Here is a 13,836-nt window from a genome sequence, read left to right as displayed (position 1 = left end):
GGGTAGTGCCGGCCGCTGGCCGGCATTTCAGTCAGGCGGCGAGGGGGGTAGTGCCGGCCGCTGGCCGGCATTTCAGTCAGGCGGCGAGGGGGGTAGTGCCGGCCGCTGGCCGGCATTTCAGTCAGGCGGCGAGGGGTAGTGCCGGCCGCTGGCCGGCATTCCACTGCCGGATCACGGCTTGTCGCGCACCAGCGCGTCGGCCTCAACCACGCCACCATCCTTGCCATGCAGGTAAAGGTGCATGTCCTGCTGCGGATACGGAATGTTGATGCCGGCCTTGTCATAGCCCAGCTTCAGCTGCTCCAGTAGCGTGACCTTGGTGCCGAACCAGTCGGCCGACTTCACGTAGCAGCGGATGCCGAGGTTGATGGCGTGTGCGCCCAGTTCGTAGACCACCACGTCCGGTGCGGGGGTCTGCAGCACACGCGGATCGGCCTTCATCAGCGCCAGCGCGGTGTCGCGTGCCAGCTGGATGTTGTCTTCGTAGCCGATGCCGATCACCAGTTCGACGCGGCGCGTCGGCTCGGCGGTGAGGTTGATGATCGGCGCGGCGGTGATCAGCGTGTTCGGAATGGTGGTGTGCTGGTTGTCGGCGCCGGTAAGCACGGTCTGGAAGATGCGCACTTCGCGCACCGTGCCGGTCTGGCCGGCCACGGTGACCACATCGCCCACGCGGAACGGACGCAGCGTCACCAGCATCACGCCCGAGGCGATGTTGGACAGCGAATCCTTCAATGCCAGACCGACCGCCAGGCCAGCGGTGCCGAGCACGGCCAGCAGCGGGGTGATCTGCACGCCCAGCGTGCCGATGGCCAGCACCACCACGATCACCAGTGAGGCGGCATACACCACGTTGCGCAGGAAGCTTCCCAGCATCGGGTCCACACCCATGCGCGCAGTGGCGCGCGGCATTGCATTGGACAAGCGACGTGCCACCCACAGGCCCACCAGCAGCACCACGATCGCGGCCAGCAACGGCACGCCGTAGGTTTCCAGCAGGCGTTCCCAGTCGAGCGAGTGGAACCAGGGCGTTGCGGCGGGGGCGGCGGGTGCTGCTGCGGCGATCATGCGGAAGTCCTTTGCTGAGAAACGGTGTCTGCGTGGGGCAGGGCGTGCGTGCACGCCAGAAACACGAAGCCCCGCAGAGGCGGGGCTTGCATGCAGCAGCAGTATCGGCCGACGCCGATGAACACGACGTCAGCCCGTGGCCATCACGGCATCAGCCGTTGGCCTTCAGCTTGGCCAGGCGCAGCCAGGTATCGACCACGGTGTCCGGGTTCAGCGACACCGACTCGATGCCTTCCTGCATCAGCCATTCGGCCAGATCCGGGTGATCGGACGGGCCCTGGCCGCAGATGCCGACGTACTTGCCCTTGGCACGCGCTGCCTTGATCGCCATCGACAGCAGCTTCTTCACTGCCGGGTTCCGCTCGTCGAACAGGTGCGCAACGATCGAAGAGTCGCGGTCCAGGCCCAGGCTCAGCTGGGTCAGGTCGTTGGAGCCGATCGAGAAGCCGTCGAAGATCTCCAGGAACTCATCGGCGAGCAGTGCGTTGGACGGCACTTCGCACATCATGATGATCTTCAGGCCGTTCTCGCCCTGCTTCAGGCCGTTCTGTTCCAGCACCTCGACGACCTTGCGGCCTTCTTCCAGGGTGCGCACGAACGGAATCATGACCCACAGGTTGTCCAGGCCCATTTCGTTGCGCACGCGCAGCACGGCCTTGCACTCCAGCGCGAAGGCGGCCGAGAAGCTCGGGTCGACGTAACGGCTGGCGCCGCGGAAGCCGATCATCGGGTTCTCTTCGTGCGGCTCGTAGTTGCTGCCGCCGATCAGGTTGGCGTACTCGTTGGACTTGAAGTCCGACAGGCGCACGATCACCGGGTTCGGTGCAACCGAGGCGGTGAGGGTGGCGATGCCTTCGGCCAGGCGGTCGACGTAGAAGCTGACCGGATCACCGTAGCCGGCGATCTTCTCATCGATCTTCTTCTTGGTCGCCGCGTCCTGGCGGTCGTATTCCAGCAGTGCGTTCGGGTGGATGCCGATGTGGCTGGCGATGATCATTTCCAGGCGGGCCAGGCCGATGCCGGCGTTCGGCAGCTGGCCGAAGTCGAAGGCACGTTCCGGGTTGGCCACGTTCATCATGATCTTCAGCGGGGCCGGCGGCATGTTGCCCAGATCGGTGGTGGTGCGCTCGACGCCGAGCTTGCCTTCGTAGATGAAGCCGGTATCGCCTTCAGCGCAGCTGACGGTGACCAGCTGGCCATCTTCAATGACCTTGGTGGCATTGCCCGAACCGACCACGGCGGGCACGCCCAGCTCGCGCGCGATGATCGCGGCGTGGCAGGTGCGGCCACCACGATTGGTGACGATGGCCGAGGCGCGCTTCATCACCGGTTCCCAGTCCGGGTCGGTCATGTCGGCGATCAGCACGTCGCCCGGCTGCACGCGGTTCATGTCGTCCAGCGTCTTGACCACGCGGGCCACGCCCGAACCGATCTTGGCGCCGACGGCACGACCTTCGGCCAGCACGTTGCCGCCCTTTTCGGTCAGCGCGAAGCGCTCGATCTGGGTGGCGTGGCTGCGCGACTTCACCGTTTCCGGGCGTGCCTGCACGATGAACAGCTTGCCGCTGACACCGTCCTTGGCCCACTCGATGTCCATCGGGCGGCCGTAGTGCTTTTCGATGACCAGCGCCTGCTTGGACAGTTCCTGCACGTCCTCGTCGCTGATCGAGAAGGTGTTGCGCAGTTCGACCGGGGTGTCCTCGATCTTCACGCGCTCACCGGGGACATCCGAATACACCATGCGGATCGCCTTGCTGCCGAGCGAGCGGCGCAGGATCGCCGGCTTGCCGGCCTGCAGGGTGGGCTTGTAGACGTAGTACTCGTCCGGGTTCACCGCACCCTGCACGACCATTTCGCCCAGGCCGAACGAGGAGGTGACGAACACCACGTCGCGGAAGCCGGACTCGGTGTCCAGGGTGAACAGCACGCCGGAGGAACCGACGCCCGAACGCACCATCAGCTGCACGCCGGCGGACAGGAACACGTCCTCGTGCTTGAAGCCGTGGTGCACGCGGTAGGCGATGGCACGGTCGTTGTACAACGAGGCGAACACTTCCTTGACCTTGTGCACGACGTCGTCGGCACCGGTGACGTTGAGGAAGGTTTCCTGCTGGCCGGCGAAGGAGGCATCCGGCAGATCCTCGGCGGTGGCCGAGGAACGCACGGCCACGGCCACGTCGCCGCCGCCGTTGTCGGCGCTGAGCTTGGCGTAGGCGGTGCGGATGTCCTGGTCCAGCTGCGGCTGCAGCGGGGCATCGATCACCCAGCTGCGGATTTCCTTGCCGGCGGCGGTCAGCGCGTTGACGTCCTCGACGTCCAGCGTGGCCAGCTTGTCGAAGATGCGCTTGGACAGATCGTTGTGCGCGATGAAGTCCTTGAAGGCTTCAGCGGTGGTGGCATAACCGCCCGGCACCGAAACGCCCAGACCGGCCAGGTTGCCGATCATCTCGCCCAGGGACGAATTCTTGCCGCCTACGCGGGCCAGATCGGCCAGACGCAGTTCGTGCAACCACAGGATGTTCTCGTTCAAGCGCGATGCTCCGTTTGGCCATCGCCCGAGGCGGGCTGAGTGGCCGCGTCCGTAGGAAGAAGCCGATATGATGCCGGGCAGACCACTGTCGGCACAAGCTTGTGCTGGCGGCCTTTTTAAGCTTCGTAGGGGGTAAAAGCGCGCATGTCGACCATCCGCCCGGTGTTCTACGTTTCCGATGGAACCGGTATCACCGCTGAAACCATTGGGCATAGCCTGCTCACCCAGTTCTCCGGGTTCAGCTTCATTACCGACCGCATGTCGTTTGTCGACGACCCCGAAAAAGCGCGTGAAGCCTGTGCCCGGATCCAGGCGGCGGGGGAGCGGTACCAGGTCCGGCCGATCGTGGTGAACTCCTGCGTGGACCAGAGCCTGAGCCTGATCCTGGCCGACAGCGGGGCGCTGATGCTGGATGTGTTCGCGCCGTTCATCGAGCCGCTGGAGCGTGAACTTGCCAGCCCGCGCCTGGCCCGGGTCGGCCAGGCCCACGGCATGGTCGACTTCGACACCTACCACCGCCGCATCAACGCGATGAACTTCGCCCTGACCCACGATGACGGTATCGCGGTGAACTACGACGATGCCGACGTGATCCTGGTGGCGGTGTCGCGCGCCGGCAAGACGCCCACCTGCATCTACCTGGCCCTGCATTACGGCGTGCGTGCGGCCAACTACCCGCTGACCGACGAGGACCTGGAAAGCGACCGCCTGCCGCCGCGCCTGCGCAACTACCGGCGCAAGCTGTTCGGCCTGACCATCGACCCGGACCGCCTGCAGCAGATCCGCCAGGAGCGCCGCCCGAACTCGCGCTACGCCAACCTGGAGACCTGCAAGCGCGAGGTGGCCGCGGCCGAGGTGATGTTCCAGATGGAGCGGATCCCGACGCTGAGCACCACGCATACCTCGATCGAGGAGATTTCCAGCAAGGTGCTGGCCACGCTGGGGCTGCAGCGCGAGTTGTATTGATCCGTGCGCCACGACCAACGGTCGTGGCCTACCTCCCGGGGCAATACCCCTCCTGCGCGGGGGCATCGACCCTCCTGCACGGTGGGTATCGACCCTCCTGCACGGTGGGTATCGACCCTCCTGCACGGTGGGTATCGACCCTCCTGCACGGTGGGTATCGACCGTTGGTCGATACCGAGCCCTTTGGTCGGGGTGATCCCGCCCCCACGTTGAAGCACCAACGTGTAGGATCGACCCATGGCCCGAGCCTTGCCCCGTACCGAACGCATTCCCCGCCTGAGCCGGTTGAGCTGGCTCATGGGCCTGTACGCGGAGAACTATCGCCATCTGGTGCGCCTGTTCGAACCGGCCGGACTGGCGGCGGGCAGCTACATTTCCTCGATCGGCGACGGCCTGGATGTCCGCCTGGACGTGATCGAGTGCCACCGCTACACGGTGGAACTTCGCCTGACCTACGACCTGGCCGACCCGGTCACCGGCGAGCCTGATCCGTCGGCCTACGTGCGCCTGTACCGTGACGCGCGCCAGGCCGAGACCACCCATTGCTATGTCGGCCGCCGCTGGCAGGACACCATGGGCCTGTACCCGCCGCCGGCGGAACTGATCAGCCACCGCATGCGCATGAACACCTTCCTCGGCAAGTGGCTGGAATACCTCGCCGAGCGCGGCCACGGCGTGGCCACCCTGCGCCGCGATCCTGATGGCGCCACTGCGGCTGCCGAACGCCGCCTGTCGCTGGTGCGCTGATCGGCCATAATCCACGGCTGACCTGCCGCTGGATGCTGCCCATGCCGTACACCCCGATCGTCGCCACCCTGGGCTACGTGCTGTCGCCCGATCGTCGCCAGGTGCTGATGATCCACCGCAACACCCGGCCCGGTGACCACCACCTGGGCAAGTACAACGGGCTGGGCGGCAAGATCGAACCGACCGAAGACGTTGCGGCAGGCATGCGCCGCGAAATCGCCGAGGAAGCCGGCATCGACTGCACCGGCATGCGGCTGCGCGGCACCATCAGCTGGCCGGGATTCGGCAAGCATGGCGAGGACTGGCTGGGCTTCGTGTTCGTCATCGACAGTTTCGAAGGCACCCCGCACGGCGGCAACCATGAAGGCACGCTGGAGTGGGTGGACCTGGACAAGCTGGACACGCTGCCGATGTGGGAGGGCGACCGCAACTTCCTGCCACTGGTGTTCGACGCCGACCCGCGCCCCTTCCACGGCGTGATGCCGTACCAGGACGGCCGCATGGTCAGCTGGTCCTACAGCCGGCTGTAAGCCGGCGAATCGGGAGGGGGGCGATCTTTCGAGTGGGGATCAACCTTCCAGGTGGGTGCCAACCTTGGTTGGCACGCTCTTCCGGTTCATTAATGTCCGGGCAATATTGACGAACGCAAATTACCCGGGCAATATTCGCGCATCACCTCCGATGCCATTGCCATGCCTGCGTCCCGACTCCCTCCCTTCAGTTGCTTCGACGGCCACCGGCTGGTCGCCTCCGGTACCCCGGAAGTGGCTGCGCTGGCGCTGAAGCAGCTGCGTGCCGGCAACGCTGCCGGTCCGCTGCTTGTGTTCGACAACGCTACCGGCCGCACCCGTGATTTCGATACGCGCGGCAGTGACGCAGAACTGCTGGCGCGGGTCGTCGAAGCCTTTCCCGCCGCCGTCGAGGCGGATGCCGACGTTACTGCCGAAGAGGCGCCGGCAACTCCGCGTGGCCGCGGCCGCCCCAAGCTGGGCGTGGTCGCACGCGAAGTGACCCTGCTGCCGCGCCACTGGGCGTGGCTGGCCGAGCAGCCCGGCGGGGCCTCGGTAGTGCTGCGCAAGCTGGTGGAGGCGGCCAGCCGTGCTGGTGCCGACAAGGACCGGCAGCGCCGCCACAGCGAGCGTGCCTATCACTTCCTGCAGACCGTCGCCGGAGACCTGCCGGGTTTCGAGGAAGCGATCCGTGTCCTGTTCGCGCACGACCGGGCGGGCCTGGAAATGGCGTTACGCAGCTGGCCCGAGGATGTGCGCAATCACGCCCTGCGCCTGGCCTTCGATGATTCTTCGGACCACGCAGACGGCTGAGCCACCGCGCCGCTACTGAGCGGCGGCGCCACCTGATCGCGGGCCACGGCCCGCTCCCCTGTGCTTGCTTTGCTGGCGGAAACGCCGGGCAGGGCAGCGCCTTGCCCAGAGAACCCCATGGACACCCCCGCACATCCCATCCCCCCGGTCGCGCCGCCCCTCTGGCGCACCTATCTGACCCTGCTCCTGCCGATGCTGCTGACCAACGCATTGCAGCTGGCTGCAGGCACGCTGGACAACATCTACCTCGGCCATCTGCTGGGGACGCAGGCGGTGGCCGCCGCCGCAGCGTTCTTTCCTATCTTCTTCCTGCTGCTGGCCCTGGTAATGGGTCTGGCGACCGGTGCGATGGTGCTGATCGGCCAAGCCTGGGGCGCGGGCCGACCGCAACAGGCTCGCGCCGTGGCCGGCAGTGCGGTGGCACTGATTCTGCTGTTGTCAGTGCTGGTGATGGCGGCGGGCGGCGGTTTCGCGCCACAGCTGCTGGCGGCACTGGGCACGCCAGCGCCGATCCTCGGCGAATCCATCGTCTACGCGCGCGTGCTGTTGCTGGCTGCACCTGCATTCTTCCTGCTGTGGCTGGCCACCGCCGTGAGTCGCGCGGTGGGCGATGCGAAGACGCCCCTGCAGGCGCTGCTGTTGGCCACCCTGATCGGCCTGCTGTGCACGCCGCTGCTGATTCTGGGATGGGCCGGCCTGCCACGGCTGGGCGCGGCCAGTGCGGCAGTCTCGGCGGCGCTCGCCTCGCTGCTGGCCCTGGCCTGGCTGACGTGGCGGTGGCAGCGGATGGGGCACCCGTTGGCGCCGGGGCGCGAGCTGCTGCGTGCCATTCGGTTCGACGGCGCGCTCATCCGCGCGATGCTGCGCATCGGCATACCGTCTTCGTTGCAGATGCTCAGCCTGGCCATTGCCGAAATCGTGCTGCTGGGCTGGATCAACCGCTATGGCTACACGGCCACGGCCGCCTACGGTGCGGTCAACCAGTTGATGAGCTGGGTGCAGCTGCCGGCGATGTCGCTGGGCATCACTGCCACCATCCTCGCGGCGCATGCGATGGGCGCGGGGCGTACGGCACGGCTGCCCGCCATCGCCCGCACCGGGGTGATGCTGGGTCTTGCGATGCTGACAGTCGTGGTGCTGCTGGTGATGGCGCTGGCGCCGTGGCTGACTGGTTTGATCCTGGCGGCCGCAGAGCCGCGCGAACTGGCCACGCAGCAGTTGCGCACGGTGGTGTGGGGCGTGCTGGCGATGGGAGGCAGTGCGGTGCTGGTCGGAGTGATGCGCGGCAGCGGCACGGTGCTGTTGCCGGCATTGCTGGGCATGGCTGCCGTGTTGCTGCTGGAGCTGCCGTTGGCGATGTGGCTGCAGTCCCGGCACGGTCTGGCCGGGCTGTGGTGGGCATGGCCGCTGGGGTTGCTGGCCATGCTGGTGATGCAGGTGTTCTGTTTCGCGCATTGGCGCCGCCGCGTGCAGGCCGGGTAGTGCCGGCCGCTGGCCGGCAATCCGCAATGGCCGGAGCAGCCGGCCAGCGGCCGGCTCTACCACTCGGACGGATCGCATCCGGCGCGGATGCGGGTGTTCTGTTTTGTTCGCTGGCGGCGGGTGCAGGCTGGGTAGTGCCGGCCGCTGGCCGGCAATCCGCAATGGACGGAGCAGCCGGCCAGCGGCCGGCTCTACCACTCGGTCGGATCGAATCCGCCGCGGATGCGGGTGTTCTGTTTTGCTCGCTGGCGACCGGTGCAGGCCGGCTCTACCACTTCAGTGCCGCTGTGCCAGCAGCAGGTGGAAGTGCTTTTCTCGGGTCTGGCCGTCATTGCCGGCTGCGGATTCGCGGTGGCTGCGCCAGGCCGAGACGCGGAAGCCCGATACCCGCAGCGCCAGCTCCACCGCGTCCAGCTCATGCAGCTGGAAGTCGGCGGCGAATGGCAGGCTGCGCATGAAGCTGGCATCGCCGAAGGCCAGGCACAGGCGGCCGCCCCGGCGCAGCACCCGCGCCAGTTCGTCCAGCACCGGGGCCAGGTTCGGCCAGAAGTACAGGGTGTTGACCGCCAGCGCGGCATCCATCGCGGCATCGGCGACCGGCAGTGCATGGGCGTCGCCGTGTCGCATCGCCGCACGTTCGGCCACCCCGGCGTCGGCCAGCCGCTGGGTGCCGGCCTCGACCATGGCCGTGGACAGCTCGATGCCCAGATAGTGGCTGCCGGTGGCCTGCAGCATCAGTGGCGCGAAGGCCGCATTGCCCGGGCCGACCTCCAGGACCCGTTCGCCGGCACCGACGGCCAGCAGCCCGATTGCGGCCAGGTTGAGTGCGCCGTTGCTGTGGTTCATCGAGTCGGCCACCGCCAGCGCGGCCTCGCCGTGGGGCTGCCGCAGCTGTGCGGCCAGGGTGGGAGCATCCAGCATCATCATCGTCCGTTGCAGAGTTTCGGACGTGGCGGCGGCGGGTCCGCCGGTGACCATAGCGCCGACCCTGTGGCTTGGGAAGTAGGGAAACCCCGCTTCCGGGTGATGAGGAAATGTCCAGCGTCGCAGTCGGTGAGATCTGGTTGTCCACAGGGGGTGTGGATTACGCGTGGGCAACTTTGTGGATAAGCCGCGACAGGCGCCACCCCCCTAGGCTGTCAAGATGGGTGGCGAAAAATTCACCGCCGGTGAGGGCAGGTGAGGGTGTGGTGAAGGCGGGTCCTGCCAGTGCTGTCGCCAGCGGCGGCGCTCGCGGTAACCTGTGGGCCTTGATGCTCCGTGAGACCCCATGAAACGTCACTTCTCGATGCTGCGCGAATTCCAGCTGGCCGACTGGTTCACCCTGGCCAATGCTTTCTGCGGCACCGGTGCGGTCTTTGCCGCGATGCGCTTCCTGCAGGACGGCGAGCGTGGCTACCTGCTGTTCGGCATGGCGTTGATCCCGCTGGCCTTCATCTTCGACGCGCTCGACGGGCGCATCGCGCGCTGGCGCAAGTCCAGTTCCACCCTGGGCCGCGAGCTGGACTCGCTGTCGGACGTGATCTCCTTCGGCGTGGCGCCGGCGGCGCTGGCCTATGCCTGCGGCATGCAGGGCGGCTGGGACTGGCTGGTGCTGAGCTACTTCGTCTGCTGCGGTGTCAGCCGCCTGGCACGCTACAACGTCACTGCCGAGGCGCTGGCCGGCGACGAGGGCAAGGTCACGTATTTCGAGGGCACCCCGATCCCGACCAGCCTGGTGCTGGTGATCGTGCTGGCGATCGCCGCCGGTACCGATGCCATCGGCCAGGACCTCTGGTTCGGCCAGTGGCAGATCGGCCCGTGGCAGCTGCACCCGATGGTGCTGTTGTTCGCCCTGTCCGGGTCGCTGATGATCAGCAAGACCCTGCGTATCCCCAAGCCATGAGCCAGCCCTGCGGAGGCCTGCGATGACCAGCTCGGCCCACGACGCCGGCAGCAGCGATTTCGAAACGCTGGCGCGGCAGTACTTCGGTGCCTGGGGCGATGCGCTGCGCCACGCGAGCACGCCCGGTGCACCGGGCGGCGGCGACCCCGGCAGCTGGCAACGGCTGTTCGACTGGTGGAGCCAGCTGTTGCCCGAACAGGGGCAGGGCGCGCCGGAAGATGCCATGCGCCGTTTCCGCGAACAGGCCGGCAGCTGGTACGGCACCATGCAGGAAGTGGCCGCGCGTTTCGCCGGCCGCGATGCCAGCAGTGCCGAGGTGGCCCAGGCCTGGCGCGAGGCGGTGCAGGGGCAGGGCGATGGCATGCTGCAGTGGATGCTGCAGGGCGCCCGTGGCAGCACCCACGCCGGCGCCACCGTGCCCGACTTCGCCGCATGGCTGCAGCAGTTCCAGCTGCAGGCGGGCCCGTGGCTGCAGAGCCCGGCGTTCGGCCCCGGCCGCGAGCACCAGGCGCGCTGGCAGGCGCTGCTGCGGGCGCAGGAGGAGTACCAGCAGCATTCGCGCGCCTACGTTGATCAGATCAGGCAGGCGTTGGACGAGGCCTTCGCGTTGTTCGAGCAGCGTCTGGCCGAGCACGAACAGCCCGGCAGCCAGTTGACCAGCGCCCGCGCGATGTTCGACCTGTGGATCGAAGTGGCCGAGGAGGCCTACGCCAAGGTCGCCATGTCCGAACCGTTCCAGCAGGTGTACGCCTCGCTGGGCAACGCGCAGATGCGCCTGCGCGCCGGCCTGCAGCGCGAGGTGGAACAGATGAGTGAGCGTATCGGCCTGCCGACCCGCAGCGAGATGGACGCCGCGCATCGCCGTATTGCCGAACTGGAGCGCAGCCTTCGCCGCCTGCAGGCACAGGTGGCGGTGCTGGCGGGGACCGCCGCGGTCGATCCGGTGTCGCAGCCGGCACCGGCGAAGGTGAAGCCGGCCGCGCGCAAAGCCGCGAAGAAGGCCGCGCCGGCAAAGAAGGCGCCTGCAAAGAAGGTGTCTGCGAAGAAGGCTGCGTCTCGCGCTTCCACTCGGGCGCGTGACCGATGAAAGGACCGCTGGGCTTCAACGCCGATGACCTGATGCAGGAAACCCTGGCCATGCAGCGCAAGCTGATGGAAGGGCTGAAGCTGCTGCCGCAGGTGGAAGACGTGGACTATGGCGTGACCGCACGCGAGGAAGTCTGGCGTGACGGCAAGGTGGTGCTGTACCGCTTCGTCGGCGAACAGGCACCGACCCGGCGCACGCCGCTGCTGATCGTCTACGCGCTGGTCAACCGGCCGTACATGGTCGACCTGCAGGCCGACCGTTCGCTGGTGCAGAAGCTGCTGGCGCTGGGCCAGGACGTGTACGTGCTGGACTGGGGCTACCCGGACAGGTCCGAACGCTTCCAGACCCTGGAGGACTACCTGCTGCGCTATATCGATGGTGCGGTGGACGCGCTGCGCACCCGCAGTGGCGGCCCGGTCGACCTGCTCGGCATCTGCCAGGGCGGGGTGTTCGCGCTGTGCTACGCCGCGCTGCGCCGGCAGAAGCTGGGCAAGCTGATCACCATGGTCACCCCGGTCGACTTCCAGACGGCTGACAACATGCTCTCGCATTGGGCGCGGCAGGTGGACGTGGACCTGCTGGTCGACACGCTGGGCAACATCCCGGCCGACCTGATGAATGCCAGTTACCTGATGCTCAAGCCATTCCGCCTGAACGTGCAGAAGTACGTCGGCCTGCTCGACATCCTCGATGACAAGGCCGCGCTGGAGGATTTCCTGCGCATGGAGAAGTGGATCTTCGATTCACCGGACCTGGCGGGCGAGGCGTTCCGCGATTTCATCAAGCAGTTCTATCAGGGCAATGGGCTGGTGAACGGCACGGTGCGGATCGGCGAGGAAGCGGTGGATCTGTCGCAGGTGACGCTGCCGGTGCTGAACATCTATGCCGAGCAGGACCATCTGGTGCCACCGGATGCCTCGCGCGCGATGCGCGGGCGTTTGGGCACGGACGACTACACCGAGTCCAGTTTCCGTGGTGGGCATATTGGTATCTACGTTTCCGGCCGCGCGCAGCGCGAAGTACCGGCCACGATCGATGGCTGGTTGAAGGCGCGCGATCTGTAGAGTCAAGCCATGCTCGACTGACTTGGGGGTGATGATGTACCGGATTTTGTTGATTCTTGCGGCACTGCTGACAGCACCACTTGCCCACGCCGCACCCAGTACGGATGCACGCCGGGAGATCGCCCAGCTGATCGCCAGCCTGGATGGCTCCCAATGCCGTTTCCAGCGCAATGGCAGCTGGTACGACGGCAGCGACGCGCGCGCGCACCTGCAGCGCAAGTACGATTACCTGCTGAAAAAGGGCATGGTGGACAGCGCCGAGCAGTTCATCGAGCGCGCTGCCAGCCAGAGCAGCATGAGTGGCAAACCCTACCGCATCCAGTGTCCGGGGCAGCCTGAACAGACCGCAGCCGCCTGGTTCGGCGCACGCCTGCAGGCCCTGCGCCACCGCACGCCGTAGACATGGGGGCGGTGTAGAGTCGAGCCATGTTCGACTGCCTTGTCCGTTTCCCGGAGCTGCCGCCATGAACACGACGCCCAAAACGCTGTCGCGCTCATTGAACGACCGCATGATTGCCGGCGTGATGGGCGGCATTGCCCATCGCTTCGGCTGGAATGCAACTTTGCTGCGGGTGATCTACGTGCTGGTTTCGCTGGCCTCCGCCGCCTTCCCTGGCATCCTGGTCTACCTGATCCTGTGGCTCCTGATCCCCAACGAGGCCGATTGAAGACTGGAGCAACGCCCTGGCCGATCTGGCTGCGCGCGCTGCAGGTGCTGGGCGCGGTGTGGACGTCACCCAATTCCCTGCTCGGCGTGATCGGCGGCCTGGCCGGCATGCTCGGCGGCGCGACATTGCGCTGGAGCGGCCGTGACTGCGCGCTGGTGTTCGACCACTGGCCGTGGGGGCCAGGCGGGGCGATCACCCTGGGGAACGTGATCCTGCACACCGGCCATGACCTGGGCATTTCCTGCCGCACCTATGCGCATCAGGCAGGGTGGGGCGTGGAGCCGCTGATCCGGCTGGATGATCACGAACGGGCGCACGTGTACCAGTACATGGTGCTGGGCCCGCTGTACCTGCCGGTGTACCTGCTGTGCGGCGGGGTGAGTGCGCGCAATCCGTTCGAACGGGCGGCCGATCATTTCGCCCGGTTCGGGCGTGGCTGGTGGCCGTAGTTTCCAGCCAACGGCGCAGCCCCTCGTGGGTGGTCGCGGAATGCGTTTCATGCGATTGGGCCGGGCGGGGTGGGTTCGCGGGACACGCCGTGAACCCGTCCCTGGGGGCTCGATGGCGCCATCCATGGCGCCAACGGTCCCGCGAATCCACCCCGCCCGGCCCCTGACAGTTTCCGTGCGCGTCCAGCCACGGAGAAGAAATAGAACAGCAGAAGCGGGTCGCGCGCTGCGCTTGCTCGCGAGCGGGGCATGGCTTGGCTTGGCTGGTCTCTACAGGAAGCAACAAATCAGCCGGCCAAGCCGTTTTTGCTTTTGATCTTCTTTTTTCTTTTCCGTGGGGGGAGGCAGGCATCAGGAACCTGTCAGCGGCCGGGAGGGTGGGTGGGGCGGGGTGTCCGCGGCATGGATGCCGCGGCCAAGCCCCCAAGGTGAAGTGACCCCCGAGACTTGGACGGGATCAGGCGGCCGATTGGGCCCGCTCCCGGTACTCTACCGGGCTCAGACCTTTCAGTTTCGGTTTGATGCGCTCCTGGTTGTAGTACTGGATGTATTCCACCAGCCCAGCCTC

The 13,836-nt window shown here is 66.8% G+C and carries 15 protein-coding genes; 11 read left to right on the top strand and 4 right to left on the bottom strand.

Features of this window, described 5'->3' with window-relative positions; genetic code table 11:
* Positions 1 to 171: 171 nt before the first annotated feature.
* Both AC5P67_RS20600 and ppsA read right to left on the bottom strand, forming a co-directional pair.
* Positions 172 to 1,068: a mechanosensitive ion channel family protein gene (locus tag AC5P67_RS20600; protein WP_005410099.1), complete on the bottom strand. Its 897-nt coding sequence runs from the start codon at positions 1,066 to 1,068 to the stop codon at positions 172 to 174.
* A gap of 151 nt (positions 1,069 to 1,219) precedes the next feature.
* Positions 1,220 to 3,598 carry a phosphoenolpyruvate synthase gene (gene ppsA, locus AC5P67_RS20595; RefSeq protein WP_099484042.1) on the bottom strand — a complete coding sequence of 793 codons (2,379 nt, stop codon included), beginning with the start codon at positions 3,596 to 3,598 and terminating at the stop codon, positions 1,220 to 1,222.
* A 144-nt stretch (positions 3,599 to 3,742) separates the two neighbouring features.
* Between ppsA and ppsR the strand changes: the two genes are divergently transcribed.
* From ppsR to AC5P67_RS20570, 5 genes are all read left to right on the top strand, one after another.
* Positions 3,743 to 4,564 (top strand): posphoenolpyruvate synthetase regulatory kinase/phosphorylase PpsR, encoded by an 822-nt coding sequence (ppsR, locus tag AC5P67_RS20590; RefSeq protein WP_005410097.1) that lies wholly within the window; start codon positions 3,743 to 3,745, stop codon positions 4,562 to 4,564.
* 237 nt (positions 4,565 to 4,801) lie between these two features.
* Complete coding sequence (locus tag AC5P67_RS20585; RefSeq protein WP_005410096.1) at positions 4,802 to 5,311, top strand: DUF1249 domain-containing protein; 510 nt, start codon at positions 4,802 to 4,804, stop codon at positions 5,309 to 5,311.
* Positions 5,312 to 5,352: 41 nt separating this feature from the next.
* Complete coding sequence (locus AC5P67_RS20580) at positions 5,353 to 5,841, top strand: NUDIX hydrolase (RefSeq protein WP_005413820.1); 489 nt, start codon at positions 5,353 to 5,355, stop codon at positions 5,839 to 5,841.
* A 162-nt stretch (positions 5,842 to 6,003) separates the two neighbouring features.
* Positions 6,004 to 6,633, top strand: coding sequence for a DUF2239 family protein (locus AC5P67_RS20575; protein ID WP_033833148.1), 630 nt, complete (start codon positions 6,004 to 6,006; stop codon positions 6,631 to 6,633).
* 117 nt (positions 6,634 to 6,750) lie between these two features.
* Positions 6,751 to 8,115, top strand: coding sequence for an MATE family efflux transporter (locus AC5P67_RS20570; protein ID WP_495215176.1), 1,365 nt, complete (start codon positions 6,751 to 6,753; stop codon positions 8,113 to 8,115).
* A gap of 276 nt (positions 8,116 to 8,391) precedes the next feature.
* Here AC5P67_RS20570 and AC5P67_RS20565 read toward each other — a convergent pair whose 3' ends face one another.
* A complete protein-coding gene (locus AC5P67_RS20565; RefSeq protein ID WP_495204485.1) occupies positions 8,392 to 9,042 on the bottom strand; it encodes a class I SAM-dependent methyltransferase in 651 nt (216 codons plus the stop codon).
* Between the two features lie 343 nt (positions 9,043 to 9,385).
* Between AC5P67_RS20565 and AC5P67_RS20560 the strand changes: the two genes are divergently transcribed.
* From AC5P67_RS20560 to AC5P67_RS20535, 6 genes are all read left to right on the top strand, one after another.
* Entirely contained in the window at positions 9,386 to 10,000 is a 615-nt protein-coding gene (locus tag AC5P67_RS20560; protein ID WP_005410091.1) for a CDP-alcohol phosphatidyltransferase family protein, read from the top strand.
* Between the two features lie 22 nt (positions 10,001 to 10,022).
* Positions 10,023 to 11,087, top strand: coding sequence for a class III poly(R)-hydroxyalkanoic acid synthase subunit PhaE (gene phaE / locus AC5P67_RS20555; protein WP_012480615.1), 1,065 nt, complete (start codon positions 10,023 to 10,025; stop codon positions 11,085 to 11,087).
* Positions 11,084 to 12,151 (top strand): class III poly(R)-hydroxyalkanoic acid synthase subunit PhaC, encoded by a 1,068-nt coding sequence (phaC, locus tag AC5P67_RS20550; protein WP_033833144.1) that lies wholly within the window; start codon positions 11,084 to 11,086, stop codon positions 12,149 to 12,151. The genes phaE and phaC overlap by 4 nt, the downstream gene beginning before the upstream one ends.
* A 31-nt stretch (positions 12,152 to 12,182) precedes the next feature.
* Positions 12,183 to 12,551, top strand: coding sequence for a YfeK family protein (locus AC5P67_RS20545; RefSeq protein ID WP_005413813.1), 369 nt, complete (start codon positions 12,183 to 12,185; stop codon positions 12,549 to 12,551).
* Positions 12,552 to 12,615: 64 nt separating this feature from the next.
* Positions 12,616 to 12,819 (top strand): PspC domain-containing protein, encoded by a 204-nt coding sequence (locus AC5P67_RS20540; protein ID WP_005410087.1) that lies wholly within the window; start codon positions 12,616 to 12,618, stop codon positions 12,817 to 12,819.
* Positions 12,816 to 13,268 (top strand): hypothetical protein, encoded by a 453-nt coding sequence (locus tag AC5P67_RS20535; RefSeq protein WP_033833143.1) that lies wholly within the window; start codon positions 12,816 to 12,818, stop codon positions 13,266 to 13,268. Before AC5P67_RS20540 ends, AC5P67_RS20535 begins: the two co-directional genes overlap by 4 nt.
* 457 nt (positions 13,269 to 13,725) lie before the next feature.
* On the opposite strand, the gene AC5P67_RS20530 is transcribed toward AC5P67_RS20535, so the two are convergent.
* Positions 13,726 to 13,836, bottom strand: a 111-nt coding sequence (locus AC5P67_RS20530) for an IS3 family transposase (RefSeq protein ID WP_495213687.1), incomplete at its 5' end; no start/stop codon positions are given.

This window comes from Stenotrophomonas sp. YJH_SMC_21, from assembly GCF_059369555.1.
The sequence above is the reverse complement of the archived record's forward strand: the minus strand, read 5'-3'. Positions and strand labels throughout refer to the sequence as shown.